Below are 24,996 nucleotides of genomic sequence, written 5' to 3' on the forward strand. Positions count from 1 at the left end.
TGCCATCGAAGTCGGCAGGTGCGCAGCCCAGGCGCGCCCACTCGCAGTTGAGAGTCTGCGGCGACCAGACGGCCAGTGCCGACTCAAGCCAGTAGTGAAGCCCGCCGTAATATCTGTGATGAGGATTTTCAGCCGCACGCCAGTTGCCGTACTGGTCAATGAATTCATAGCCGTCAGCTGTCCTTTTCACAGGGGGATTATGGTTGCCATCTTCATCGAAAAACCTCTGGACATACCTTTCATAAATCCAGGGTTCTTTCTCTTTCTTGCCGTTAAGTTCGTTCATGATCCTTTCTTTTATCTTTTCATCGGTGATAAGAGCCGCCGGTGCAGTATCAGTCCAGTATAGCGGTGATGCGGCCCATTCGATCTGGCTTTCCGCAGCATTAAAACCGTCTAGGTCTTTCAGTGGCGAATCGAAACCGAACATGCGCTCGTAGATTGCGCCTTTGTAGAGCATCTCTTTTGCATCATCGAGTCTGGCATAATATTTTGTCTTGCCCAGCTTTTTGATGGTGCTGCTTTTAAGAGATGCGTCACGGTCAACTCCATAGACCAGCTTGGCAAGTATGACTTGAATTTTAATCAGGTTGCCGAGCGATTCGTACGCCTCGTCATACAATGCGGTATCCCCAGAGATTCTCGCATAATAGCAGAGTCCAACGGACCCCAGTATAAGCTCCTGAAAATCGTCCATTGCGCTGCCGATCAGGACATAGAAAAGGTCGGGATAAAAGAATGTCAGTCTTTCCATCTTCTCATACCACGGTTCTCCTAAAATCTTGAACCGCAGCAGGTCTCCGAAAGTCAGGCCGAACCATGCCTCGTCAAGGCATTTGCATTTTTTCACCCGTGTTGTGAGTGTAATACCTACCGATTTGAAGAGGGCTTCTATTGCCTCATGCGCCAGGTCGCCGGGCAACGGCACCCTTGGAACAGGCGAATGAAGACCTTCTTTTGAAAGCGCCTTTGCAAGATACGCCATCTGGCACGACGATATGCTGCCGAGGTCCTGCCACTCGGTGCGGCCGTCCGGCCTTACCTCACCCGCAGGCGCAAGTGTATAATAATCGTTTCTTTCATCAACAGTCATAAGGATGTTGCCGAAAAAAGTCGTCGTATCTCCCACCCTGCGCGCGGCATCTGCTGCATGATGTGCTGCGAGGGCCAGGTCTGCCGGAAGTCCGGGGGTCTTTTCAGCCTCGAATGCGGCCAGGTAACCCATCACATAATCCGTAAAGTTATCCCTGGAATTGTGGTTGCCCCACCAACCGAGGTCTTTCCACGGGCCTAGCTGCGTTTTCATGAATGACGAGCAGCAGTTTGAAACAGGAATCCACGGCAGGGCCTCGCCTACATGGTCGAACACATAAGTTACCGCATAATCTTCAAGTTCGTTGATTGGCTTGAAGCTATAGAAGAACTCTTCCGGATTTTCTCGATAGTTGACAATAACCCCGTCGAAGAATGTATCGAGGACTTCTTTTTCAAGACCTGCGGGAAAAGGTTCAGGGTCAGCAACAAAGATGCCGTTATTGGTTCTTGATACGGTCTTGTTCACCCCGTCCATCGTCCTCGTCCATCCCGGAAGAGCCTCGCGGACGGTAAGCCCTTTGTGCCCGGTGACTGACTCATAAAATGCCAGGCCTTCGAACATGCGGATAAGTGTAAGTTCAAGGCTGCGGCCGCCCATGGCCTGATAGAGCTTCCACGTGGCAAAGGTCGTATAGCCGTGGCTGTTGTTGTCCACGGGGCCGGGAATCACTTCGTACCTGTTCCCTTCTTTTGAGATGTACATCTTGTTTATGATGGCACCCGGAACGGCATCACCGGTTAATGCAAAACGGTTTATGCTTTTAAGAAGCCTTTCGGTGCGCTCCCTGTAATAGAGTTTGAACGCATCCGCTTTTGCATTCGGATTGGGTTCGTATATCAACTCTTCCTGAGTCGTATCACTCGATGTGAGCTCATCGCTATTAACATCATTATTAAGTGATGTCTGTACCGGATTATCCGTCGATGACCCGCTGCAGGATGAAAGGAGCAAAACAAACAGACCGAATACAAAAACACACTTTAAATGTTTCATGAAAAGCCTCCGCATATATCAAAAAAAGTATTTTATAAAAAATTATACTTGACGTGAAATAATAGCAGTACGGCTGTCCTTGTCAAGGTTCCTCACGCCTTCTTCGGGATAAAATCCTCTGCCCTTACTTCGACAAGTCTGATTGCACCGGACGTGCAGGCCGACCCGCACAACCCGCAGCCTATGCATAATTCAATATCTACAGTTGCCGGATTATCGCCGTCCGATGAAATGGCCTTCATCGGACAGACATCCGCGCACAGGCCGCATAAGATACATTCCGGGGCATCTACTGATGCGGCGAACCTGCTCGGAGCGACAACGTTTCTGGTTTTAGGAACGATGGCGTATCGGAGCATCTCGCAGCAGCATGTGCAGCAGTTGCATATGACATTAGAGCCTCCTGCAACGTTTTCCGTCATATGCACAAGCCCCTTTTCCTCGGAGAGCTTCAGGATATCAAGCGCCTCGGCAAGCTCGATTGCCCGGCCCGTACCGCGTTTTATATTGTATTCCGCCCCCCGGTTCACCTGCAGGCATACCTCTATGGGGTTATCGCATTTTTTTACCGATTTGCGGCAGACGCATGAGGTTACCGCAATTGAGCGTGCATTTTTCAGTATGTCCGCAGCGTCCTCATAGCCCAGCACGCTGCTTTTTTTCTCTACGGTCTCGTTTATGGCAAGCACCCTCATGAATGAAGGTATTTTAAGCTCTGTCATCTGCTCGACCATGGCCCTGTATTCGGTTTCCATGTATTCGGCCCAGAGCGTGAACAGCTCATCCGGCGCCTCGGCCCACAGAAGGGATGCGTCATGAAACTGTATTATGTGGCGCGGCATTCTGAATATCTTTCTGCCGTCCTTGATGCCGTCAAAGGCAACCCCCTTGTGGAAAAGGTTGTCAAGTATGTCCTCTGCCTTATCAATGCCTGTTCCCAGGGCAACGGAAATCTCTTCCGCTGATTTCGGCAGCATGTCAAGTATGGCTGCTTCTTCGGGGTTTGCAAGGATTGACCAGATTTTTTCAAGCAATTTTGAATCCTGCCCTGAGACCTTTCTGGTGAGACTGCCGTACACTTCCATCATCCCCTCCCTGATATTTTCAGATGCATGGCTTCTGAAGTTTAGCTTTTCACCCTCGGCTCTACAAGAAAATTTTATAAACATCTGTAGCTTCCCATAAATCCTTGACACATTATAGTATTTAGAACAATTAGAAGTCATGGCAATCCGTGAAATCTGCAAATGGCCTGAAGATGTCTTGAAGCTCAAAGCGCTCGAAGTCAAGAACATAGACTTCGGCACGGTGACCCTTGTCGAAGACATGGTAGAGACCATGTATCAGGAAAACGGAGTCGGTCTGGCCGCCCCCCAGGTGGCCGTATCAGAGCGGGTCATTGTTGTTGATGCTAGCCCGAAAACAGGTTACGGCGGGCTTATAACGATGATTAATCCGGTAATCGCAGAAAAAGAAGGCCGTGTCGTTGACAGCGAGGCCTGCCTTAGCGTGCCGGAAGTCACGGTTGATGTCCCGAGATTCGAGAGGATACTTGTAAAAGGCGTTGACATCAAGGGCAAAGATGTTGAAATCGAGGCGGAAGGTTTTCTGGCAAGGGTTTTCCAGCATGAGATAGACCATCTTGACGGAAGGGTTATCCTGGCATTTGCTTCAAGTCTGAAAAGGGCGATCTATTTAAAGAAGGCCAGAAAAGGCAAGATATGAAACTTATCTTTATGGGTACCCCTGAATTCGCACTGCCAAGCCTTAAAATACTTGCCGAATCGGAAAAACATGAAGTAGCCCTTGTGATAACGCAGCCTGACAAGCCAAAGGGCAGGGGGCTTCATCTTGAGCACCCGCCGGTCAAGATCATGGCTATTCAATATGATATACCCGTTATGCAGCCTCAGAAAATAAAAGGGAACATGGAGGTCATTAAGGCTTTTGAACAGCTCAGGCCCGATGCCGCCATTGTTGTTGCATACGGCAGGCTGATTCCACCTGAACTTTTAAGTATACCGCCCAAAGGATTTATCAATGTCCATGCATCCCTTTTGCCTGCACTAAGGGGGGCCTCCCCGATAAACCATGCCATCCTTTCAGGCGGAGAAAAGACCGGTATAAGCATAATGAAGCTTGATGAAGGTCTCGATACCGGACCTGTATATGAAAGCCGAGAAATTGAAATAGGCAGGGACGATGCGATAGCGCTCTCCAAGAGACTTTCGGCAACAGGTGCGGAACTGCTGGAGTCTGTGCTGGACAGGATTGAAAGTGGTTCGATAAAACCTGTACCTCAGGATGAAAGCGCTGCGACATATGCCCCGCTCCTGAAAAAAGAGGACGGTCTGATAGACTGGAACAGGAATGCAACAAAGATTGAAAGCATGGTAAGAGGTCTTCTGCCCTGGCCCTGTGCATACACAGACATGCAGGGAAAGATGCTGAAGATTCTGAGCGCTCAGATTGAAGAAACCCCACACGGTTTTCCGCCAGGAACAATGATTAAAGAGGCATCCCGTTTAAGGATAGCATGCGGTAACGGTTTCGTCATTCCGCAAACCCTGCAGCTTGAAGGCAAACAGGCTATGGATGCAAAGTCATTTGCCAACGGGCTTAAAGTTAAAGAAATAATTCTTGGAGGCTTATCCAGATGATTATTGCACCGTCAATACTTTCCGCAAACTTTACAAGGCTGGGCCAGGATATTGATATGGTTGTTTCAGCCGGGGCACAGTGGGTTCATGTGGATGTCATGGACGGGATGTTTGTGCCCAACATCACCATCGGGCCTGTCGTTGTAAAGGATATAAGAAAAGCGACAAATGCCTACCTGGACTGTCACCTTATGATAAACCAGCCTGAAAGATATATAGATGCATTTGCAGCCGCCGGTGCCGACGGCATAACCATTCACGCAGAGGCTACACACCATCTTCACAGGGCTCTGGCCACGATACGGGAGAAGGGCCTCAAAGCCGGAGTTGCCCTGAATCCCTCAAGTCCTTTACCGGTGATTGAATATTGCCTTGATGTAATCGATCTCCTTCTTATTATGACTGTGAATCCGGGATTCGGCGGACAGTCTTTCATCGAAGCGATGATCCCGAAAATAGAAAAAGCATCAGATATGATATCGGGCAGAGACATCATTCTTCAGGTTGACGGCGGAGTTGACAGAAAAAATGTAAGAATGCTCAGGGAAAAAGGTGTCGGCTCTGTTGTGGCCGGCTCAAGCGTATTTGGAAGCAGCGACCCTGCTGGGGCGGTAAAGGAGATGCTTGAAATTGCAGAATGTGAAGTTTGTTAGAATATTGATCGGACTCTTTGTTGCGGCAGCGGCCGCAGGCTGTGCCAATGCAAATACCGCCGCCTCGGTGCAGGAAGATGCAAATCAGACCAGCCCATATCTTACAATGATTCTTGCAAGACAGGCAGAAGACAGCGGAGACACTGACAGCGCGCTAAAGCTTTACCAGGAATTGAACAATTCTTACGCATGGCTTAATATCGCCATGATATATATCCAGAAATCCGATGATGAAAAGGCTCTGGAATATCTTAACAAGGTCCTTGATTCCGGGGATTACATAGAGGATGCCCTTGATCAGAAAGTCAATATATATGTCCGTTCGAACAAGGTTAACGAAGCCGTTGCAGAAGCTGAAAAATACTATAAGAAATACCCGGGTAATGTTCAGATAATCGTTCTTCTTGCCAAACTCAGGCTTTTTTCATCGGATCCTGAAGGGGCGATAAAGATACTGGAGAAGATACCCCCGGGGAACGAAGACATAGAAGCGCTATACATACTTTCCAGGGCGTGTCTTGAAGAAAAAAACAAAGCCTGCGCAATTAAATCCCTGGAAAAAGTAATAGAACTGGCACCTGATTTTTCTCAGGCATACATTGATCTCGGAAGGGTTTATGAGAGCGATGGGAATCTGGATGAGGCTATCAGCATATACACCAAACTGTGTGAAATAGATCCTTCAAGCAAGGAGGCGCGGCTTGCTCTGGCCGACCTGTATATATTGACAGGAAGAAACAAGGATGCCATTGCACAACTTAAGGCACTGCTTGAAATCTATCCCAACCGTGAGGTCATGCATAAGCTGGCAATACTTGAGATTGATGACGGCATGTATGCCGATGCGATTGAGCTCCTGAATACCCAGACACAACTGATGCCGGAAGAGAAATATTACCTGGCCATTGCATATTCAGGCCAGAAGGACTTTGACAGAGCCATTGCCCTTCTTAAGGAGATTGAGAACGACCCTCAGCTTAAATGTGACGTGTCGATACTGAAAAGCTCAATTCTTGAAGACATGGGAAAAAGCGGCGAAGCATTTGATGAGCTGAAAAATACCTGGGAAAAGGTATCAAAGGAAACGTCATGCAGGGAAGTGGGATACCGTCTGGCCACAGCACTTGAAGAAAAGGGAATGATCAATGAAGGCCTTGCCGTTGCCGAGAGTATTCTTTCAGCCGATCCCAATGATGCCATGATGCTCAATTTTGTCGGTTATTTGTGGGCGGATCAGGGCAGAAATCTTGAGAAGGCGAAGAAAATGATCAGCGATGCCCTTACGGCAAGACCGGATGATGGATTCATTATGGATTCGATGGGCTGGGTATTGTATAAATCGGGTAAGCCCGCCGAGGCTGTACCCTATATGGAAAAGGCGCTGAAAAAGTATCCGGACGAGCCTTTGATAAACGAACATATGGGTGATATTCAGTATAAGCTCGGCAGAAATAAAACCGCCCTCGAATATTATCAGAAGGCAAAGGCAAACTCCAAAAAGGGCGTCTCGCCAGCACTTGAGAAAAAAATCACCGAACTAATTAAAGAGATTCGCAAGACCGGGAGATGACATGACTAATGAAGCAAAAGTCGGCCTTTTCGTGGTTGGTATAATTGTGGTCTTTATTGTTATGTCGATAAAAATTGGTGAACTGAGCTTTAACAAAAAGGACACTTATCCGATTACACTCAGATTCCCTACAGTGGAAGGGCTGAAAGTAGGATCAACACTGGAGCTTGCAGGCGTAATTGTCGGAAAGATCAGCTCGATATCACTTGGAGAGGACTACTCCGTTGCCGTAACCGCCAATGTCAATGATGATATCAAACTTCCTATAGACAGTGTCGCATCAATCGGTACGAAGGGTGTACTGGGAGACAAGGTCATCCTGTTGTCACCGGGAATGTCAAAGGAATACCTGAAGCCCAACGGTATGCTGGCAAGGACTGAAGTGCCGCCGTCTCTCGATTTTCTGCTGACCAGGCTCGGAGATATAGCTTCCAACCTTTCGGATCTGACCAGATCCCTTAATGCATCTCTCGGAAGTGAAGAAACTATGGCCAATATTACCGAGATGATGGAGAACCTTAACAGCCTTTCAGCAGAACTCAATGATATGGCAATAGAAAACAGGGAAGGCATAAACAGCATGATAACCGAGCTGAACAATACGGCTGTAAATCTGACCGACTTTTCCGAAAGCCTTGCAAGCACCGGTGAGGATATTTCCTATATTGTGGCTTCTGTCAAAGCAGGTGAAGGCAATATCGGCAAACTGTTCACAGACGATACGCTTTATGTATCCCTTGCGGATTCGGTTCAGAAGCTTCAGGTGGTGACTTCCAGAATACAGGAAGACAACAACCTGACTCTCTTGTTAAGTGATTCAACAATTTATTATGACCTCGTGGCGCTGTCGGACAACCTTAAACAGGTGAGTGAACATATAGCCGCCGGTGACGGTACCATAGGCAAACTCCTTACTGATGAAGAGCTGTATCAGGCGCTGCTCGAAGCGATCAAGAACACCAACAGGGCGGCTCAGGGCATACATGAACAGACTCCGATCACTGTTATGGGTTCACTGCTTGCCCCGATGATAAGGTAGGATGAAAAAGACATCGGCTGCGGCATTGATATTTGCCATTACCCTTGTCCCTGCCATCGTCATGGCCCTTGAAATCAATATCGCACCTCTTTTTTATTACCGGAGCAATGATGAAGGGAAAACATTAAATGCACTGGGGCCTGTTTTTGAGAAAACCGGTGAAGTTACTGCGGTAAGGCCGCTGTTCTTCAGGGATAAAGACGAAACGGATTTTCTTTACCCGTTGGGCAGGTCCCATGACGGTGCTACCCGCTTTATCCCGATATACTATTCCGAGAATAAATGGCCCGAGAAACATACAACCATTTTCCCGGTCTTCTGGGGGAAATATTATGAAAAGTCCTATGGAGGCGTATTCCCGCTGTATGGAAAGATGATACACCGGTTTGGCAAGGATGAGGCTGAATTCTGCCTCTGGCCTGTCTATATGAGGACGTCGGTTTCCGAAAAAAACACGTACACCATGTTCTGGCCCGTATTCACGTACAGCAAAGGGACCAGCTACAAGATGTTTCCTGTCTATGGCTGGGAAAAACATCGTGGTAGTGTAACACAGTACATGTTCTGGCCTTTCCTGTTCAGGGAAAGGGGCGATAAACACATGGACGCCTTTCTGCCCTTTTTCCAGTACACCACATGGAGCGACGCCTGGTCCGCATCGGTCCTCTGGCCCTTTTTTTCATTCGGCAGGGATAATGGCAGGAACCAGACGAGCATAGACGCTCCATGGCCTTTGATAAAATATGCGAGGGGGGAATATGATCAGACAATGGTATTCCCCTTCTATTATAATTATGAAAGGGCAAACATGTACAAAACTGATATGTATATGTGGCCGATCTGGTTTCAGGCCGTGACATCGGACCCGGCAAATGAATATTACAAAAAAAACGTCCGTTTCATGATCCTTGTCTCTGGAAGGGAAACAAGAAAACAGGGAAGCAAGAGCTATCAGATGAACCTCTGGCCTCTTTATTATATAACAAAAGACGAGGATGAAACTTTCTGGCATTTCCCGAGTGTCTTCCCGTTTGATTATGAAGGTGTTGAAAATAACTGGGCCCCTATTTTCACTTTTGTGAGCTACGAGAAAAAACAGGACAAGGCATACTTTGATATATTGTGGAAAACCTTTTACATTGAAAAAAACGCAGAGTTCATGAGATGGGCGCTCTCATTCCTGGTGTCATTCGAGAACAATCCCCAGTACTGGCAGATAGGCTTATTATCAGATCTAATAAAGTTCAAAGGAAAAAAGAACGAGAGGTCCGAATCTGACAATTCTTTTGACAGCAATGCAGCCGATGAAGTAGATTTAAAGGAATGACCCTGAACGTAAGAGGCTGTTTTGGGTCTATGGGGGAAGACTCACTTGCCCTTTATGCCCAGGGTCTGGATAATATGTTAATGCCATTGATATCAGAGTCAAGGGTGTACAAAATATTTTGAAAAAATACCTTAAAGCGAATCAGGACAGTCCTATGGAGAGCTTCGATGTCATTGTTGTTGGCGGCGGTCATGCCGGTGCCGAGGCCGCATACGCATCTGCAAAAATGGGAGTGAAAACCGCGCTTCTTACCATAAATATCGATACGATAGGCCGCATGCCCTGCAGTCCCTCGATAGGGGGGCTGGCCAAAAGCCACCTTGTAAAGGAAATCGACGCCTTGGGCGGTATAATGGCGGAAGCCGCCGATGAGACTGCAATCCAGTACCGCATTCTTAATACAAAAAAAGGCCCTGCAGTCAGGGCAACCAGAACTCAGAATGACAGAAAAAAATATGAATCTGCAATCAAGACCAGGCTGGAAAACTCCCGGGTGATACTAAGGCAGGCCAAGGTCGAGGATATCATTGTCAGAAACGGAAGGGTTTCCGGAATAAAAGACCTGACCGGCGTTGAATATGGTGCAAAAGCGCTGGTGATTGCCGCAGGGACATTCCTTTCAGGGCTTGTCCACATAGGGGACGTAAGATTCGCATCCGGCAGGGCAGGTGAAGAAAGTTCGATCACGCTTTCAGAAAGCATTAGAAGCCTTGGGCTGAAAACGGGCAGATTCAAAACTGGAACGCCTCCGAGATTGAATATCAACACTATTGACCTCTCAAAATTCGAACGCCAGGAGCCGCAGCAGCAAATCATGCCGCTTGCGTTTGAATCCGGCGGATCAAGGCTTGACCAGCTTGCCTGCTATATCGGGCGCACATCGGAAAAAACACATAAAATAATCAAAGAGAACATCCTTAAGAGCCCTCTTTATTCAGGCGCCATCACAGGAACCCCGGCGCGATACTGCCCCTCCCTTGAAGACAAGGTGATGCGTTTCGGAGAGCGGACCGGGCATCAGGTAATAATAGAGCCGGAAGGAGTGGATACCATAGAGGTGTATGCATCCGGACTGGGCAATTCAATGCCGCCCGAAATTCAGCAGGAGATTGTGTGTTCGATACCCGGGCTTGAAAATGCCCGAATTATAAGACCTTCATATGCCATAGAATATGATTACATACTTCCGACACAGCTTAAAAGGACACTTGAAACGAAGCAGGTCGGGGGGCTTTTTCTTGCAGGACAATTAAACGGGACCTCGGGCTATGAAGAAGCGGCGGCGCAGGGAATGATCGCCGGAATAAATGCGGCCTTGCAGGTTAAAGGAATGGAGCCGTTCATGCCGGACAGGTCCGAATCCTATACTGCGGTCATGATTGACGACCTTGTGACAAGGGGCACAAGCGAACCGTACAGACTGTTCACTTCGCGCGCAGAATACAGGCTCATGCTGAGGGAAACAAACGCACTGTTCAGGCTGTCGGACAAGGCCTATGAGCTGGGGCTGATAAGTGCCGAGAGAATGGAACATATCCGGTCCGTAATGGCTGAAATAGAAGGGCTTACCAGCTATTTGAAGAAGACTTCGATTGTCATTTCTTCAGGTAAGGATTCGGGTCAGGACAACCCGGGACAGGTAACGCTTGAAAAATATCTGAAAAGACCGGAGATAACGCTTGAGAAGCTGGTTGAGGACGGCCATGTAAAGGCAGCTCCCGAGCTTGTCATGCTGGAGACCGAGACCTCGATAAAATACGAGGGATATATAGAAAGGCAGAAAAAAGAGGTCGAGTGGTTTAAAAATCAGGAGAGGATTAAAATCCCGGACAAGTTCGACTATCATGCATTAAAGAGCCTTTCCAACGAACTGAAATCACGCCTTTCCGAAATAAGGCCTTCCACGCTTGCCCAGGCTGCACTTATCGAAGGCATGACGCCTGCGGGTCTGCAGGCGATAAGAGTAGGCCTGGGAAAATAAATTTACTGCAAGCCTTCTATTTCAGCAAGTTTTGCACTTGCCCTGGCGGAAAAACCTCCTGTCTTGTCAAGACGGATAATATCAAGAAGGTGCTTTCTGGCTTCTTCCGTATTCCCTGTTTCGATATAAACCTGAGCGATGTCCCAGTGTGCCTCGATGTAATCCGGGTACAGTTCCAGAGCGCGATTTAAAGCGGTAACAGCCGAAGCATTATCGCCTGTTCTGGAATAAACCACTCCCAGGGCATCCCAGGCCGGCGTAAGATCTGGCCTTATGCCGACCGCCTTGGACAGACTTGCTTTAGCCTCTGTCAGTTTGCCCATGGTGATATAAACAAGGGCCATATTATAAAGTGTATTTTCAGGCGTCTTGTAAAGATCGTCATCAAGGGCCTTCTTGAAATATTTCAGGGCTTCCTCGTTTTTGTTGAGCTTTGCAAGGAGATCTCCCTTGAGATTGTATGCCTCGCTCTTCATGCCTGGATGATCGTACTCGAGATTGCCGGCATACTCTATCGCCTTATCGACATAGGGAATAGCTTCAGCAGGTTTGTCCCACTGCCTGTAAGTGAGCGCATATCCATAATAGATTTCAGGATCAGCAGGGTTTGCCTTCTGCCCCTTTTTGAGCTCGACCAGCGCGCCCTGCATATCGTTCTGGGAAAGCTTTTCCATCGCAAGCTGGTATGACGGGCTCGAAATCTTCCTCTGTTTTGCGAATGTTCCAGCACACCCTGCAATTGCCAGTATCACAAGAATTATGATTATTTTTTTCATTCATGCCTCCGTGTCGATAGTAGTGAAAATTAAATCACATATCTTTACGTTCGATTACTTTCCACTCGTCTTCCGAATCCGAGGTTGTATCTATTGTCAGATGGATTATTTTCAGATTTGGATACAGGCCCTTCAGGTCGGCAAGGTCAACCGGTTCAAACCTGTTTTTATTGTTCAGATATGCCTGCTCGGTAATTGCATTCGATTCGTAGTTTTCCCTGGTTCTCCTGGAAATTCTGTTCAGGGAGACTTCCTGGGGGCAGACGGTCTGCTGTATGACAAAGGTCTTATTGTTCAGAGCGGCCACTTCGGCGGCCCTTCGCCTCAATTTCTGCGTGATGAATGTTGCGTCGAGTATGACCCCCTTATCTTTAGCAGCAAGTTCTGAAGCCCTCCTGAACATTTCGTCATAGACAAGGTTTCTTTTGTCCATGCTCGATGCGACCTTCTCATCGAATATGTCTTCCCCCTTTAGCACCTCGAGGCGGATGAGGTCTGTCCTCAGGATGACATAGCCTTTCATCCTTGCTATCACTTCGGTCGTCTCGGTCTTGTATGATGCCGGCAGACCGCATGATATCAGAATAATATCGTTTCCCAGTTCCCTGCTCATATATTCTTTAAACGGCTCTCTCATTAATACAATCTCCAGTCCTTTTCTCAAAATGAGTTTATACCGAAGTTACCGGCAACGAAAGCGGGTATTTCAAGATTGCCCATAAGCACCGGCTGCTGGTGGCAATCAGACCCGCCGCTCACAAGCAGGCCATGTCTTCTTGCAAAAGCCAGGTAAGAATCCGTTGCCTTCGGAGTCAACCTTGAGTGCCAGCATTCGATTCCGTTGATATTATCAAGCATCGATGATTCTATTGCTTTCTGCTGAATTGAAAGATCGGCAGAAACCGCCCTTAAAGAAGTGCCGTTCGGGTCATCCGGATGTGCCAGAAACAACAGCCCTCCCGCACCCCTTATAAGGTTAGAGGCTTCTTCAAGGGACAGGTGCATTTTAGGTAAATTAAGCCTGACAAGGTATCTGTCAAAGGCCTCCTGCCTGTTTTTCACAATGCCCCTTTCAATCAGATAGTCAGCTATATGAGGCCTGCCTATGGCACCTTCGGTCCTTTCCTGGATTTTTCTGATATCATCTTCACCCAGTATATTTTTGCCCTCTCCTGAAAGCTCACTGTTGAGATTTTCAAGAATGATCAGTGCCCTTTTTCTACGGTACGAACTGAGTTCGGCAAGTTTGGACACCAGTGTTTTGTTGTCGGGATCGAAATTATAGCCCAGGAAATCAAGCGATATGTCCTTGCCTTCAGTAAACTCCGGGTGGTTGAACGTAACGTTAAGCTCTACGCCGGTAATATAAGACATCCTGTATTTTTGAGCCAGACCGGCCGCCTCTCTCTGTGATGAGATCGAATCGTGGTCGGTTATCGAGATGAGATTAATGCCCCTGATGGACGCCTCCCTGAATATTTCCTCAAGATGCCATCTGCCGTCCGAACCGTCTTTAGAATGTATATGCAGGTCTATCTTTATCATTTAGACTGTCTGACATAGTCTGCGGCCAGCCTGTAATATTCGGATGCCCTGTCGAATGCCGCCTTTCTTCCCGCATCGTCCATCCCGGTATCACCCGACATGAAGGAATTGACCTTTGCCCTGACATAGGCGCGGTATATTTTATAGAAGGAAAGCACGTCATGCATGGTGCTGTCCCCTGACGCCTTTATGTATGTCTCGACAAATTCCTGTGCAAGGCTGTCATATCCGTTATAGTCGAGATCCATGGCCAGAAAGGCTATGTCCTGAGCCGCATCGCCGTAGCGAAAGCGCTCGTTGAAGTCTATGCAGTCGAGTATCGTGATTCTGTCGTCAAAAAGGAATATATGCTGAAGGTGGAGGTCGCCGTGACCTTCTTTTATGAATCCACCCTCAAGCCTTGCTTCAAAAATTCCTGCGTTATTTTCCATGAATTTGCGGCTCCACGATTCGATCAGCATGTAATCCTCAGCCGAAACAGGTCCGCCGACATAACCCCTTGTCTGGTCGAAATTCTCGATTATGTTGAAGCTGATGGTATCCATTTTACCATAAGACCTGGCCTTGCCGTCTGACGGTATCGCCGCGTATATTTCTGCAAGGCGCTCTCCCAGTCTTTTTATGTCGCCAGTGCCGGCCTGCCCTTTTTTAAGAAGGTTAAGCAGCATGCCGTTTTCGTCTATGCGCTTCATTCTGAGAGCCGTCTCGACGATGTCGGAATTATCACCTATTAGAAAACTATCTCCTTTTTTCGATATAGGCACCACATCGAGATAGACATCGGGCGAGAACCGCGAATTAAGCCTTAATTCCTCGTCCACATAAAAGCGCCTTTTTTCCGGTGTTGTGAAGTCAAGAAAACCCAGATTTACCGGCTTCTTCAGCTTGTAAACAAAGTCGTCGCAGATGAAAACCCATGAATGATGCGTCTGGACAAAATCAACTTTCAAGGTCTTTTCCGGATATACGGCCGGATCGTTCATAAAAGAAATCAGTTCCATTTCAGCCTTTTCCTCCTGCAAGCTGGCCGCATGCGGCCATTATGTCTTTTCCCCTTTCCTTTCTGATTACAACGGTAAAGTGCCTTGACTTCAGGTATTCCTGGAAAGTGAATACATCATTATCCGACGGCGCGACGAATTTCGCCCCCGGCCACGGGTTGAATGGTATAAGATTGATTTTTGCCCTTATCCCGTGGAGGAAACTCACGAGCGCTTTGGCGTCGGCAAGTGTGTCGTTGAAGCCGCCCAGCATTACATATTCGATCGTAATCGTGCGCCTTGGCGGCAGCTCTATGGACATGAGAGCCTTTTTAAGTTCCGCCAGGGGATATTTTTTATTTATCGGCATTATGGCCGAGCGCTTTTCATCGGTTGCGGCATTCAGGGATACTGCGATGCCGATTCCCATATCCGGCCAGATATCCGGTATCTTGGGGATAATGCCGCAGGTTGATATGGTGATGCGGCGTGTCGAGAAGCCGGGTCCGTTGGAATCCAGAAGGATCTTTACCGCTTTCAGCACGTTTTCATAATTGAGCAGAGGTTCTCCCATGCCCATAAGCACGATATTCCTGAAAAGCTTTTCCGGATAAAGCCTTCTCGGAATAAGCACCTGGGCAAGTATTTCGGCAGGCAGTAGATTTCTTCTAAACCCCAGTGTGGCCGTACAACAGAAATCACATCCCATGGCGCATCCTGCCTGCGAAGATACACAGATGGTAAAATAGTCTTCATCTGGAATCAGCACGCTTTCGATTACTTCACCATCGCCAAGGGTGTACGCAAGCTTTTCTGTCCCGTCGGAACTTATCTGACGGGCTCTTATTTCGGGATACCCGATATAAGCCTCTTCACTTATCTTCTTTCTAAGCGGCAGCGATATATTGGTCATCTCCTCGATATGTCTGGCACCCTTCTGATAGAGCCACTGAAAGGCCTGCGCGCCTCTGAACGGCTTGTCGCCGATAATGTCTGCAAGCTCTTGTCTGTCGAGACCGAGAAGGTTTGTCTTTGTCTCGCTCAATATCAGTTCCCTTTCAGTTTCCATGATTTTCGTCGTATATCATAATTCATTTAATGAATGGCAAAAGAATTTCCCCGATGATATAATACTCATCGGATTTGAAGATGTTTTTTCAGGGAGCACCACCCAATACGGTTGCAAAGGAGATCCTTCATGCAGGCGCCAAAGCTTAATGTTGATATGGAAGATGCCGGCACGTCTCAGCGTTTTGAGCAGATCAGGAAAACCCTGCTTTCCACCCCTGTGTGCCTGTGCCCGGAGCGTGCCCTGCTGATTACGGAATATTTCAAGAAGCATGACAACAAAAAAGAGCCTATGGTCATACGAAGGGCCAGGGCCCTTGAATATCTGCTTGCAAATAAAAAGATCAATATCTTTCCCGGTGAGCTGATTGCAGGGAATATGGGTACCAGCCGCATCTCGGCGATCATGCAGCCGGAGCTGGCCAGCGTCTTCATGAGCGAGGAACTCCTGTGGATAGACAGGCGGAAGACCACGCCCTTTAAAATGCCGTTTAGGGAGCGGCTCAATCTTTTCCTGAAGGTAAACCCCTACTGGCTGACGCGGAATCTGGCCTTCAAGGCCTTTTTCCCCAATCTTGGCAGAATGGCGCGCTATACAAAGGAGCAGCTGAACGCCACCTACTATCTGATAAACGAGGCAGGCGGCATCGGGCATTTCCTGCCGAACTACGAGAGGCTGTTGAAGTCGGGATTAAACGGATACCTGAAGGAACTTGACGGAAGAGAAGATGATTTCAGCAGGGCTGCAAGAATATGCTGCCAGGCGGTTGGTGTCTATGCGGCAAGGCTTTCTGCCAAGACACGCGCTCTGGCTGCGGCCGAACCGGATGAGAACCGTGCTGCCGAACTGAGGGAAATAGGCCGCATATGCAGCAGGGTACCGATGAATCCGCCGGAGACGTTGCATGAGGCCCTCCAGGCCCTCTGGATCGCACACATGGCAGTAAACATGGAGGGACTCAACTCCGCGATATCATTCGGTCGGATAGACCAGTATCTCTACCCGTTCTACAAAGCCGACATGGATGCAGGGAGGATAACACCTGATAAGGCAAGGGAACTGTTGCTGCTGTTTTCAGCCAAGGCTGTAGAGCATGTCTTCCTTCTTTCGGAAAGGACCAGCCAGTATCACGGAGGATATCTTGTGGTTCAGGCCGCTATCGTAGGTGGTATGGATGAAGAAGGTAATGACGCTACAAACGAACTTACCTACATATTCCTGGATGTCATGGAGCGGCTGGGGCTGAGGGATCCGAACTATCAGGCCAGGATACACAAAGGCTCCCCTGAACACTACATCAGGCGTGTTACCGACGTTGTCAGAAAGGGTGGTGGAACCCCTGCAGTCTTCGGCGATGAAGCGGCCATAGAGGCACTGACATCGCACGGCTTTCCCCTGAGAGAAGCCAGAAACTATGCCGTTGTCGGCTGCGTGGAGCTTGCGCTTCCGGGCAAAAGTTTCTTCTCGACCGATGCCGGTCTTCTGAACCTGCCGCTCTGCATGGAGCTTGCCCTCAATCAAGGCAGGAGGTTCGGGAAAAAAGCCAGGCTTGGTGCCGATACGCCCGACCCGTTGACAATGACGAACATGGAGCAGGTCATAGACGCCTTCCGCAGGCAGGTGGATTTCATGGCGGCAAGGATGATTGACGATCTCAGAGTCATGGAGACGGGGAACCGCGACCATCACCCTACGCCATTTTCCTCCATGCTGGTTGACGGATGCATTGAAAGCGGCAGGGACGTGACCGCGGGAGGGGCCCTCTACAATTCGAGCGGCGTGCAGGGTGTGGGTCTGGCCGATGTGGCTGATTCACTGGCCGCCATTGACGATGTTGTATTTACACGGAAAAAATATACCATGGCTGAAGTCATAAATGCCGTTAAAAATAATTTCAACAGTGCGGGAGTATTGCGTTCTGAACTTTTGAAGGCCCCTAAATTCGGATATGATGATCCACTGCCGGACAATTATGCCAACATGGCTGCGCATATTTTTCACGACGCACTCAATAGACATGATAACACTCGCGGCGGGCGCTATGTGCCTGGTTTCTATTCAGTTACCTGCCATGTGGCGTTCGGCAAAAGGACGCCGGCGCTTCCGAGCGGCAGACTTGCAGGAGAGCCTTTTGCGTCCAGTCTGGGGCCATCAAACGGCAGAGATCGCCTGGGCCCGACAGCCCTTCTCAATTCAGTGGCCCATGTCGATTCCAGACTGGCCATGAATGGCTATGCGCTTAATCTCAGATTCGATCCTTCCACGCTCTCGGGCGAAAAGGGAGTAGACATCCTGTCGTCGCTTGTAAAAGGGTTCTTCTCGCAGGGCGGCATGGAAATGCAGCTCAATGTGCTTGATGCGGAAAAGCTCGAAGACGCAAGATTACATCCCGGAAAGTATCCCGGGCTTGTGGTGAGGGTGGCGGGCTACTGCGCCTATTTCGACGATCTGCCGGAAGACAGCAAGCTGGAAATCATTTCCCGCACCCGGCTGAGGGTATGATTTGGATTTTGAAAATAACTTCTTTTTCTTACAGGAATCCGGATTCCATCATAACTGTATGCTAGAAAATGTTTTTCAAAGCCATATATCAAAATAATTGTTTACCACGAAGAGCACGAAAGTAACGAAGTAAAGCCTGTAAGGATTAATAGAAAACCGATTATACCTTTTAACATTTATTACCTTCGTGCTCTTCGTGTCCTTGGTGGTGAATATGATTTCTTGTGAAGATGTTCATACCTGTTAATTCCAGCTGAACTGTAAGGCATGGCAAAGAGCTTCTTTTAAAGACAAATTAACTCTATATCAAGAAATCAGAATCCGTAATGGATTCCGAATTTCAGATTCTTATCGACTTTCTCACCGGTTTTAGTGTCCGTGGAAGGGTTGATGTCATTTTCAAAAAATGTGTATTTCAGGTACGGTTCTGCATATAAGGAAACGCCTTTCGAGACATTCCATGAAACGCCGGCGCCAAAATTTACGCCCACGTCGTAGCGGTAAATATCTTTAATGGAAGGCTCTTTGCCATTTGCTTTCGGCAGGGTATCCCATTGGAGATTTCCTCCTGTTATCAGGTACGGTTTGAACAGATCATCGTCCTTTATAACAAAGCGGCCTGTTAGATCGGCCTCGCTGTGGTAATCCTTCTGATAGTCGACAGTCCAGGTCTTTTCTTCAGCATTTGCTGCGCTGGTATTCATCACAAGGAACATCACTGTAATGAGGATTGTATAAATATATCGTCTCATATTTAGTTTCATTGTTTTACTTTTAACAACTTTTTCAGGTCTTTATTGCCCGTTAATAGTACCATCATTTTTAAATATCAATATCAATGCATTGAGGTCAAAACTCCCTGATCAATCATCATAAATAAACGACAGGGCGTCAGAATTATGCAGGCCAGGGAGCGACGAAGGCGAGGAGAGAGACGTACATAAGCGTACGTCGCAACGACGAACCGAGGAAGCGACAACGGGATGCGAAATTCTGTCGACCTGTCTAGGGGTAGGCTCTATACATCATCCTCGGGAAAGGTATAGTTTCCCGCAGATGCTCAAGCCCGCATATCCACGTGACCGTCCTTTCTATGCCTAGGCCGAAGCCGGAGTGCGGGACGCTGCCATAACGCCTCAGGTCTATGTACCAGGCGTATCTCCCGGGGTCGAGACCCTGTGCCTTTATTGCAGCAAGCAGCACGTCGATGTTCTCCTCGCGCTGGGAGCCGCCTATGATCTCGCCATAGCCTTCGGGTGCGAGCAGGTCAGCGCAGAGTACGATCTCGGGCCTCTCGGGGTGCTGCTTCATGTAAAAGGCCTTGGCCGCCTTTGGGTAGCATTCCACGAATATCGGCTTGTCATACATCTTCGTGAGTATGGTCTCGTCCCCTCCGCCCAGGTCTGTTCCCCATGTTATTTCTGAGCCGTTTCTGGAAAGGATTTCAACCGCTTCATCATACATGAGGTGAACGAATGGAGGAGTGATCTTTTTAAGTGGTTCGAGGTCGCGTCCCAATGATTTCAGTTCGGCTTCGCAGTCGCGGATCGTGTTCTGGACTATGTATGAGACAAAATCTTCCTGAAGCGCCATGTTCATTTTGTGGTCGTTGAACGCCACTTCTGCCTCGACCATCCAGAATTCGGTCAGGTGGCGGCGTGTCTTAGATTTTTCCGCCCTGAATGTCGGGCCGAAGCAGTAGGTTTTGCCGAATGAAGCGATGCAGGCTTCCAGATATAGCTGTCCTGTCTGTGAGAGATAGGCTTTCCCCATGTCGAAATATTCCACCGAGAAAAGGTTTGTCGAATCCTCTCCGCAGGTCGTTGTGAATATCGGCGTGTCGATCAGGGTAAAGTTGTTCTTGAAGAAATATTCTCTGACATGGTGGACAAGGACGTTCCTGATTCTTAATATTGCTATCTGCCTTGGCGATCGCACCCAGAGGTGGCGGTTCGTGAGCAGGAAGTCGGGGCCATGCTCTTTTTTCGTGATCGGGAACTCCTCGGATTTTTGAACTATCTGAATGCCGCTTGCGACAAAATCATACCCGCCTGCGGCGCGTTCTTCCTTTACAGGCTTGCCCGTCACGATTACCGACGATTCGATCGGGAGTTTTTTTATTTCCTCGTAGAAATCGCCGAATGTTTCCCTTTCGGCTATCACCTGACAGATGCCCGTACCGTCTCTCATGAGAAGGAACGAAAGTTTGCCGCTCGAACGGCGGTTGTAGACCCAGCCTTTTATGGTGACTTCTTCGCCTGTGTGCGAACCGAATTCCCTGATAGTGCATTCTGCCATGATCTGCTCCTTATGTTGACCGCATGGTGCGGATAATAAACAAATTTATCTTAACATGCGCGGTATTGGCAATAATAAAGAATATTTGATCACGCTGTTTTAGCATGCTATCTTGTTAAAATGAATAAAATCCAAAAGCATATAGTCACTTTTTTTGGGGTGGGGTTTGCCCCCAAGGCATCCGGGACAATCGCCTCTCTGGCTGCAATTCCCTTATATCTTCTGCTTAGAAAACTTTCATTGCCGCTGTATCTTTTTTCTATCGGCAAGATCGTGGCGGCAGGGGTCTGGGCCTGCACTGAGGCGGAGAAGGAATACGGAGAGGACCCGCCGGAAGCGGTTATTGACGAAGTAGCAGGCATGCTTGTCGGTCTTGTTTCAAGAACCAGAGACCCCAAAGAAATCGCACTTGCTTTCCTGATATTCCGCGCTTTTGATATCATCAAGCCGGGAATAGTAGGAATACTCGACAGGAAGGTCAAAGGCGGACTCGGGATAATGGCCGACGATGTTGCTGCGGGCGTTTTAACGGCAGCCTGCATGAAGATAATCCGCAGGATAAGAAGGTAGTCATATGAAAGCGGCGCTGATAATCACGGGCTCGGAAATAATCACGGGCAAACGTCAGGACGCAATTGTCCAGCCGTTTGCAGTCAAGCTGCTGGCAAAAGGAATACCTGTTTCCGAGATCAGGATTCTGGGCGACAGCCCGGCGGACCTTGCCGGGACTGTTGCTGACATCAAAGCCGACCTGGTTATTGTTACGGGCGGTCTCGGCGAAACGCCCGACGACACGACCAGAAAGGCGGTTGGTGTAATCCCTGATATCATAAGCACAGGCCAGATCCATAATCCGGCGGGATCGGCAAAAGGTATCGACCTTAAATTCAAAGATAAGCGCGTGGTGTTTTTCCCCGGAGTTCCGCGCGAGGCATACGCCATGATCGATTTAATCCTTGAAGGAATGCCGGATGTGACACTGCCAACTGTAAACATACCGGTATTCGGCATGAGGGAGCAGGAAATAGCAAAACAGATCGGCCCACTGGCTGAACGCTGCGGCTATCTGCCGAAGGACATGGAGATAACTGTTGTGGCGCCGGTAGAGCTTGAAAAGGAAATCAGGGACATACTCGGAAGACATGCCCTGGAGGAGGCTGACCTGACTACGACCGTTGGCAGGCTGCTCGAATCGAAAGGGCTCAAATTCGCTGCGGCCGAATCCTGCACAGGCGGCCTTATCGGCCACCTTGTCACATATGTACCGGGAAGTTCGAAATATTTTCTCGGCTCGGTAACGGCTTACAGCAATGACATTAAAACAGGCATTCTCGGAGTGCCTGAAAACATGATCAACGAATACGGCGCAGTCAGCGAACAGGTTGCAGGCGAGATGCTGTCGGGCATTTTAAAGCTTACCGGAGCGGATGTAGGTGTAGCGACAACAGGCATTGCAGGTCCTGACGGCGGAACGCCGGAAAAACCGGTCGGAACAGTATGGATAGCGGCAGGCAGTATGAATGAAAGGGTTATAAGGAAATTCAATTTCTTCTTCGATCGTCCTGGAAATAAGCTCATAAGCGCCAAGGTGGCGCTCTATATGCTGAGGTCATATATTTATGATACGGGCCTTCATAGCTCTGCCTTTGTCTGAAGCAGTTAAAAAAGAGCTTTTAAAAGTCTCCGCAACGCTAAGAAAAACCATGGATGCAAGGTGGGTGAGTCCTGAAGCCATGCATATCACAATGAAATTCCTTGGCGATATCGATGAGAAAAATATCGAGGACATGGCGAAAAAGCTCGATGAATTATCTGAACCGTGTCAGCCGTTTGAAATGAGCCTTGGCGGACTGGGGGCCTTCCCGTCACCGAAAAAGGCCCGCGTGGTATGGGCGGGAATCGAAGCCGACATTTCAAGATTACGAAATCTCGCTGCATCAATAGACAATATGGCGTTGGATTACGGCATTACAAAAGAGGGCAGGCCCTTCACTGCACACGTTACCCTTGCTAGACTAAGGGAACCTTCTATGATAAACCTTGACGTAAGGATAGAGAAGATTACTTTCATAATAAATGGAATGCATTTTTATAAGAGTGATCTGACGCCGCAGGGGGCAAGATATACCCTGCTTCATTCAAGCCCTTTCACGGGCAGACCGGGAGGATGACATGGAAGACGGAAGAAAACGGGCGCTTGAAGATGCGATCTCACGAATAGAACGTTCATTCGGCAAAGGTACGATAATGCGCCTCGGATCAGATACCGTACAGGCGGTACCGGTAATTTCAACAGGCTCCATACTGCTCGACCACAGGGCACTTGTCATAGGCGGGATTCCAAGGGGCCGCGTGACCGAAATATACGGCGCCGAATCATCGGGAAAGACAACACTTGCGCTTCAATGCATCGCTTCGGCCCAGGCGGCGGGGGGCACGGCGGCATTCATAGACGCCGAGCATGCGCTTGACATAAACTATGCAAAGGCTCTGGGCGTCAATATCGACGATATGCTCGTGTCGCAGCCTGATTCAGGCGAACAGGCCCTTGATATTGCCGAGACGCTGGTGCGCTCAAACGCGGTAGACATAGTCGTGATCGACTCGGTTGCAGCGCTTGTTCCACGGGCTGAAATCGAGGGCGACATGGGAGACGCGCATATGGGGCTTCAGGCAAGGCTGATGTCTCAGGCTCTCAGGAAACTCTCGGGTGCGATATCCAAAACCAACACAACAGCGATATTCATAAACCAGACAAGACAGAAGATAGGCGTCCTGTACGGCAACCCGGAAACTACGACGGGCGGCAATGCTCTCAAGTTCTATGCCTCGGTCAGGCTCCAGATAAAGAATGTAGGGCCGATAAAGGACGGCAGCCAGGTGGTTGGAAACCGGACAAGGGTAAAGGTGGTAAAGAACAAAATGGCGCCCCCCTTCAAGGAAGTCGAATTCGACATCATGTTCGGGGAAGGCATATCAGCTCACGGTGAGGCGCTGGATGTCGGGGCCGAACTTGGCATAGTGGAAAAAAGCGGCGCATGGTTCAGCTTCAATAAACAAAGGCTGGGACAGGGCCGGGAAATGGCTAAGACTTTCCTTAAAGACAATCCCGCAGTGTACGACGATATAAGGGAAGCAATCAAGGCAAAGCTGGCGACGGCTGCACCTTCACCATCAACATTAAGCGAGGAGTGATATGAAAGGCGGCGATCCGTTCCTTGGCATAAATATTGATGAGATACTGAACACGGCAGTTCAGATGAATGCATCCGATATTCACCTCAAGGTGGGCCTGCCGCCTGTCACAAGAAAATTCGGCGCGCTTATCCCGCTGAGAGACTATCCCAGGATGACAAACGAGATGCTGTCATCCATTATCGATTCGATCCTGAATCCCTACCAGAGGGCAAAATTCGACACGACAAACGAGATCGATCTTGCATACAGCCTTGAGGAAATAGCAAGGTTCAGGGTGAACTGCTTCCGCCAGAGGGACCACCTCGGCATGGTGTTCAGGATAGTGCCAACCAACGCCCCCCTGATAGACGAACTCAACCTTCCGGAAATCATAAAGAAGATAAGCATGGAGCAGAAGGGGCTGATCCTGGTGACAGGCACCACGGGTTCGGGTAAATCGACGACGCTCGCGGCAATGGTGAACCATATCAACACGAACCGGAACTGCCATATCCTGACGATTGAGGACCCGATAGAGTTTCTGCACAAGGACAGGAAGTCCATAATTAACCAGAGGGAAGTGGGCACGGATACGAACTCGTTTTCGATGGCCCTGAGAGCGGCACTCAGGCAGGATCCCGATGTAATACTGGTCGGAGAAATGCGCGACAAGGAAACCATTGAAATCGCATTGACCGCGGCCGAAACGGGCCATCTTGTCATGTCCACACTGCATACGCTCGATGCGGTTGAAAGCATCATGCGCATAATAACTGTCTATCCGCCGCATCAGCATCAGCAGATAAGGCTTCAGATAGCGGGCGTTCTGAAGGCGATCATTTCACAGAGGCTCCTTCCCAAGAAAAGCAGCCAGGGAATGGTACCCGCAGTCGAGGTTCTAGTATCGACATCGCTCATAAGGGAGTGCATAACGGAAGAGCACAGGACCAACGAGATTCCGGATGCCATTGCCCAGGGCCATATTAACTACGGGATGCAGACGTTCGATCAGTCTCTTATGACTCTCGTCAAGAACGACCTGGTTCACTATCATGATGCGGTGAGATACTCGACAAACCCGAACGACTTTGCTCTCCGAATGAAAGGCGTCATGGGAACAAGCGACGGCAAGTGGGATGCCTTCGAAATAGGCGGTATGGCTCAGACGGAAGATGAGGCGCCCAATCAGGACGGGGGGCATGAAAAGCTTTGATACGAAGGAAGAGGCTGTAAGCTACTGCCTGAATATTCTGTCCAGGCGGGCTGTCAGTTCGTTTGAATTAAAAAAAAACTTTCAGCCCGGGGCGCTGACGAAAGGATAATTTCTTCT

23 protein-coding genes are annotated in these 24,996 nt (G+C 48.8%); 14 read left to right on the forward strand and 9 right to left on the reverse strand.

What is annotated here, in order from left to right; genetic code table 11:
* Positions 1-2,089: hypothetical protein (locus VIS94_10685; GenBank protein ID HEY9161537.1), on the reverse strand; the 2,089-nt coding region annotated here is incomplete at its 3' end.
* A gap of 92 nt (positions 2,090-2,181) precedes the next feature.
* Positions 2,182-3,258: a 4Fe-4S binding protein gene (locus tag VIS94_10690; protein HEY9161538.1), complete on the reverse strand. Its 1,077-nt coding sequence runs from the start codon at positions 3,256-3,258 to the stop codon at positions 2,182-2,184.
* Between the two features lie 55 nt (positions 3,259-3,313).
* Here VIS94_10690 and def point away from each other — a divergent pair, with 55 nt between their 5' ends.
* From def to mnmG, 7 genes are all read left to right on the forward strand, one after another.
* Positions 3,314-3,814 carry a peptide deformylase gene (gene def / locus VIS94_10695; protein ID HEY9161539.1) on the forward strand — a complete coding sequence of 167 codons (501 nt, stop codon included), beginning with the start codon at positions 3,314-3,316 and terminating at the stop codon, positions 3,812-3,814.
* On the forward strand, positions 3,811-4,749 hold the full coding sequence (gene fmt, locus VIS94_10700) for a methionyl-tRNA formyltransferase (protein HEY9161540.1): 939 nt from the start codon (positions 3,811-3,813) through the stop codon (positions 4,747-4,749). Before def ends, fmt begins: the two co-directional genes overlap by 4 nt.
* Positions 4,746-5,402 (forward strand): ribulose-phosphate 3-epimerase, encoded by a 657-nt coding sequence (gene rpe / locus VIS94_10705; GenBank protein ID HEY9161541.1) that lies wholly within the window; start codon positions 4,746-4,748, stop codon positions 5,400-5,402. Before fmt ends, rpe begins: the two co-directional genes overlap by 4 nt.
* Entirely contained in the window at positions 5,389-6,972 is a 1,584-nt protein-coding gene (locus tag VIS94_10710; GenBank protein ID HEY9161542.1) for a tetratricopeptide repeat protein, read from the forward strand. The genes rpe and VIS94_10710 overlap by 14 nt, the downstream gene beginning before the upstream one ends.
* Before the next feature lies 1 nt (position 6,973).
* Positions 6,974-8,011 carry an MlaD family protein gene (locus tag VIS94_10715; GenBank protein HEY9161543.1) on the forward strand — a complete coding sequence of 346 codons (1,038 nt, stop codon included), beginning with the start codon at positions 6,974-6,976 and terminating at the stop codon, positions 8,009-8,011.
* 1 nt (position 8,012) lies between these two features.
* Positions 8,013-9,338, forward strand: coding sequence for a hypothetical protein (locus tag VIS94_10720; protein HEY9161544.1), 1,326 nt, complete (start codon positions 8,013-8,015; stop codon positions 9,336-9,338).
* A 154-nt stretch (positions 9,339-9,492) separates the two neighbouring features.
* Entirely contained in the window at positions 9,493-11,319 is a 1,827-nt protein-coding gene (gene mnmG / locus VIS94_10725) for a tRNA uridine-5-carboxymethylaminomethyl(34) synthesis enzyme MnmG (protein ID HEY9161545.1), read from the forward strand.
* A gap of 2 nt (positions 11,320-11,321) precedes the next feature.
* Here the strand turns inward: mnmG and VIS94_10730 are convergent, their stop codons facing one another.
* From VIS94_10730 to rlmN, 5 genes are read right to left on the reverse strand one after another with little or no spacing between them, the layout of a single operon-like run.
* Entirely contained in the window at positions 11,322-12,095 is a 774-nt protein-coding gene (locus VIS94_10730) for a tetratricopeptide repeat protein (GenBank protein HEY9161546.1), read from the reverse strand.
* Positions 12,096-12,129: 34 nt separating this feature from the next.
* Positions 12,130-12,732, reverse strand: a complete 603-nt coding sequence (locus tag VIS94_10735) for an AAA family ATPase (GenBank protein HEY9161547.1) — start codon at positions 12,730-12,732, stop codon at positions 12,130-12,132.
* 23 nt (positions 12,733-12,755) lie between these two features.
* On the reverse strand, positions 12,756-13,640 hold the full coding sequence (locus VIS94_10740) for a PHP domain-containing protein (protein ID HEY9161548.1): 885 nt from the start codon (positions 13,638-13,640) through the stop codon (positions 12,756-12,758).
* A complete protein-coding gene (locus VIS94_10745; protein ID HEY9161549.1) occupies positions 13,637-14,641 on the reverse strand; it encodes a hypothetical protein in 1,005 nt (334 codons plus the stop codon). Before VIS94_10745 ends, VIS94_10740 begins: the two co-directional genes overlap by 4 nt.
* A gap of 1 nt (position 14,642) precedes the next feature.
* Entirely contained in the window at positions 14,643-15,689 is a 1,047-nt protein-coding gene (rlmN, locus tag VIS94_10750) for a 23S rRNA (adenine(2503)-C(2))-methyltransferase RlmN (GenBank protein ID HEY9161550.1), read from the reverse strand.
* 129 nt (positions 15,690-15,818) lie between these two features.
* On the opposite strand from rlmN, the gene VIS94_10755 reads away from it, so the two are divergent.
* Positions 15,819-18,191 (forward strand): pyruvate formate lyase family protein, encoded by a 2,373-nt coding sequence (locus VIS94_10755; GenBank protein HEY9161551.1) that lies wholly within the window; start codon positions 15,819-15,821, stop codon positions 18,189-18,191.
* Positions 18,192-18,505: 314 nt separating this feature from the next.
* Here VIS94_10755 and VIS94_10760 read toward each other — a convergent pair whose 3' ends face one another.
* Positions 18,506-18,943, reverse strand: coding sequence for a hypothetical protein (locus VIS94_10760; protein ID HEY9161552.1), 438 nt, complete (start codon positions 18,941-18,943; stop codon positions 18,506-18,508).
* A 253-nt stretch (positions 18,944-19,196) separates the two neighbouring features.
* On the reverse strand, positions 19,197-20,489 hold the full coding sequence (gene asnS, locus VIS94_10765; protein HEY9161553.1) for an asparagine--tRNA ligase: 1,293 nt from the start codon (positions 20,487-20,489) through the stop codon (positions 19,197-19,199).
* A gap of 120 nt (positions 20,490-20,609) precedes the next feature.
* Between asnS and VIS94_10770 the strand changes: the two genes are divergently transcribed.
* From VIS94_10770 to VIS94_10795, 6 genes are read left to right on the forward strand one after another with little or no spacing between them, the layout of a single operon-like run.
* Positions 20,610-21,059, forward strand: coding sequence for a phosphatidylglycerophosphatase A (locus VIS94_10770; GenBank protein HEY9161554.1), 450 nt, complete (start codon positions 20,610-20,612; stop codon positions 21,057-21,059).
* A 4-nt stretch (positions 21,060-21,063) separates the two neighbouring features.
* Entirely contained in the window at positions 21,064-22,143 is a 1,080-nt protein-coding gene (locus VIS94_10775; protein ID HEY9161555.1) for a nicotinamide-nucleotide amidohydrolase family protein, read from the forward strand.
* Positions 22,109-22,660, forward strand: coding sequence for an RNA 2',3'-cyclic phosphodiesterase (gene thpR / locus VIS94_10780; protein HEY9161556.1), 552 nt, complete (start codon positions 22,109-22,111; stop codon positions 22,658-22,660). The genes VIS94_10775 and thpR overlap by 35 nt, the downstream gene beginning before the upstream one ends.
* 1 nt (position 22,661) lies before the next feature.
* Positions 22,662-23,684 carry a recombinase RecA gene (recA, locus tag VIS94_10785; protein HEY9161557.1) on the forward strand — a complete coding sequence of 341 codons (1,023 nt, stop codon included), beginning with the start codon at positions 22,662-22,664 and terminating at the stop codon, positions 23,682-23,684.
* Between the two features lies 1 nt (position 23,685).
* Positions 23,686-24,879, forward strand: coding sequence for a type IV pilus twitching motility protein PilT (locus VIS94_10790; protein HEY9161558.1), 1,194 nt, complete (start codon positions 23,686-23,688; stop codon positions 24,877-24,879).
* Entirely contained in the window at positions 24,866-24,988 is a 123-nt protein-coding gene (locus VIS94_10795) for a hypothetical protein (protein ID HEY9161559.1), read from the forward strand. Before VIS94_10790 ends, VIS94_10795 begins: the two co-directional genes overlap by 14 nt.
* Positions 24,989-24,996: the final 8 nt, after the last annotated feature.

The sequence above is a fragment of the Desulfomonilia bacterium genome (assembly GCA_036567785.1).
GTDB lineage: Bacteria > Desulfobacterota > Desulfomonilia > UBA1062 > UBA1062 > DATCTV01.

What these genes read in the sequence shown, in the direction of transcription:
- rpe (HEY9161541.1), top strand. Translation starts at nt 4,746, where the DNA reads ATGATTATTGCACCGTCAATACTTTCCGCAAACTTTACAAGGCTGGGC.
- VIS94_10740 (HEY9161548.1), bottom strand. Translation starts at nt 13,640, where the DNA reads ATGATAAAGATAGACCTGCATATACATTCTAAAGACGGTTCGGACGGC.
- VIS94_10730 (HEY9161546.1), bottom strand. Translation starts at nt 12,095, where the DNA reads ATGAAAAAAATAATCATAATTCTTGTGATACTGGCAATTGCAGGGTGT.
- mnmG (HEY9161545.1), top strand. Translation starts at nt 9,493, where the DNA reads ATGGAGAGCTTCGATGTCATTGTTGTTGGCGGCGGTCATGCCGGTGCC.
- def (HEY9161539.1), top strand. Translation starts at nt 3,314, where the DNA reads ATGGCAATCCGTGAAATCTGCAAATGGCCTGAAGATGTCTTGAAGCTC.
- thpR (HEY9161556.1), top strand. Translation starts at nt 22,109, where the DNA reads ATGATACGGGCCTTCATAGCTCTGCCTTTGTCTGAAGCAGTTAAAAAA.
- VIS94_10770 (HEY9161554.1), top strand. Translation starts at nt 20,610, where the DNA reads ATGAATAAAATCCAAAAGCATATAGTCACTTTTTTTGGGGTGGGGTTT.
- VIS94_10720 (HEY9161544.1), top strand. Translation starts at nt 8,013, where the DNA reads ATGAAAAAGACATCGGCTGCGGCATTGATATTTGCCATTACCCTTGTC.
- VIS94_10690 (HEY9161538.1), bottom strand. Translation starts at nt 3,258, where the DNA reads ATGTTTATAAAATTTTCTTGTAGAGCCGAGGGTGAAAAGCTAAACTTC.
- VIS94_10760 (HEY9161552.1), bottom strand. Translation starts at nt 18,943, where the DNA reads ATGAGACGATATATTTATACAATCCTCATTACAGTGATGTTCCTTGTG.
- VIS94_10790 (HEY9161558.1), top strand. Translation starts at nt 23,686, where the DNA reads ATGAAAGGCGGCGATCCGTTCCTTGGCATAAATATTGATGAGATACTG.
- VIS94_10795 (HEY9161559.1), top strand. Translation starts at nt 24,866, where the DNA reads ATGAAAAGCTTTGATACGAAGGAAGAGGCTGTAAGCTACTGCCTGAAT.
- VIS94_10755 (HEY9161551.1), top strand. Translation starts at nt 15,819, where the DNA reads ATGCAGGCGCCAAAGCTTAATGTTGATATGGAAGATGCCGGCACGTCT.
- recA (HEY9161557.1), top strand. Translation starts at nt 22,662, where the DNA reads ATGGAAGACGGAAGAAAACGGGCGCTTGAAGATGCGATCTCACGAATA.
- VIS94_10745 (HEY9161549.1), bottom strand. Translation starts at nt 14,641, where the DNA reads ATGGAACTGATTTCTTTTATGAACGATCCGGCCGTATATCCGGAAAAG.
- VIS94_10715 (HEY9161543.1), top strand. Translation starts at nt 6,974, where the DNA reads ATGACTAATGAAGCAAAAGTCGGCCTTTTCGTGGTTGGTATAATTGTG.
- fmt (HEY9161540.1), top strand. Translation starts at nt 3,811, where the DNA reads ATGAAACTTATCTTTATGGGTACCCCTGAATTCGCACTGCCAAGCCTT.
- VIS94_10735 (HEY9161547.1), bottom strand. Translation starts at nt 12,732, where the DNA reads ATGAGAGAGCCGTTTAAAGAATATATGAGCAGGGAACTGGGAAACGAT.
- asnS (HEY9161553.1), bottom strand. Translation starts at nt 20,489, where the DNA reads ATGGCAGAATGCACTATCAGGGAATTCGGTTCGCACACAGGCGAAGAA.
- rlmN (HEY9161550.1), bottom strand. Translation starts at nt 15,689, where the DNA reads ATGGAAACTGAAAGGGAACTGATATTGAGCGAGACAAAGACAAACCTT.
- VIS94_10775 (HEY9161555.1), top strand. Translation starts at nt 21,064, where the DNA reads ATGAAAGCGGCGCTGATAATCACGGGCTCGGAAATAATCACGGGCAAA.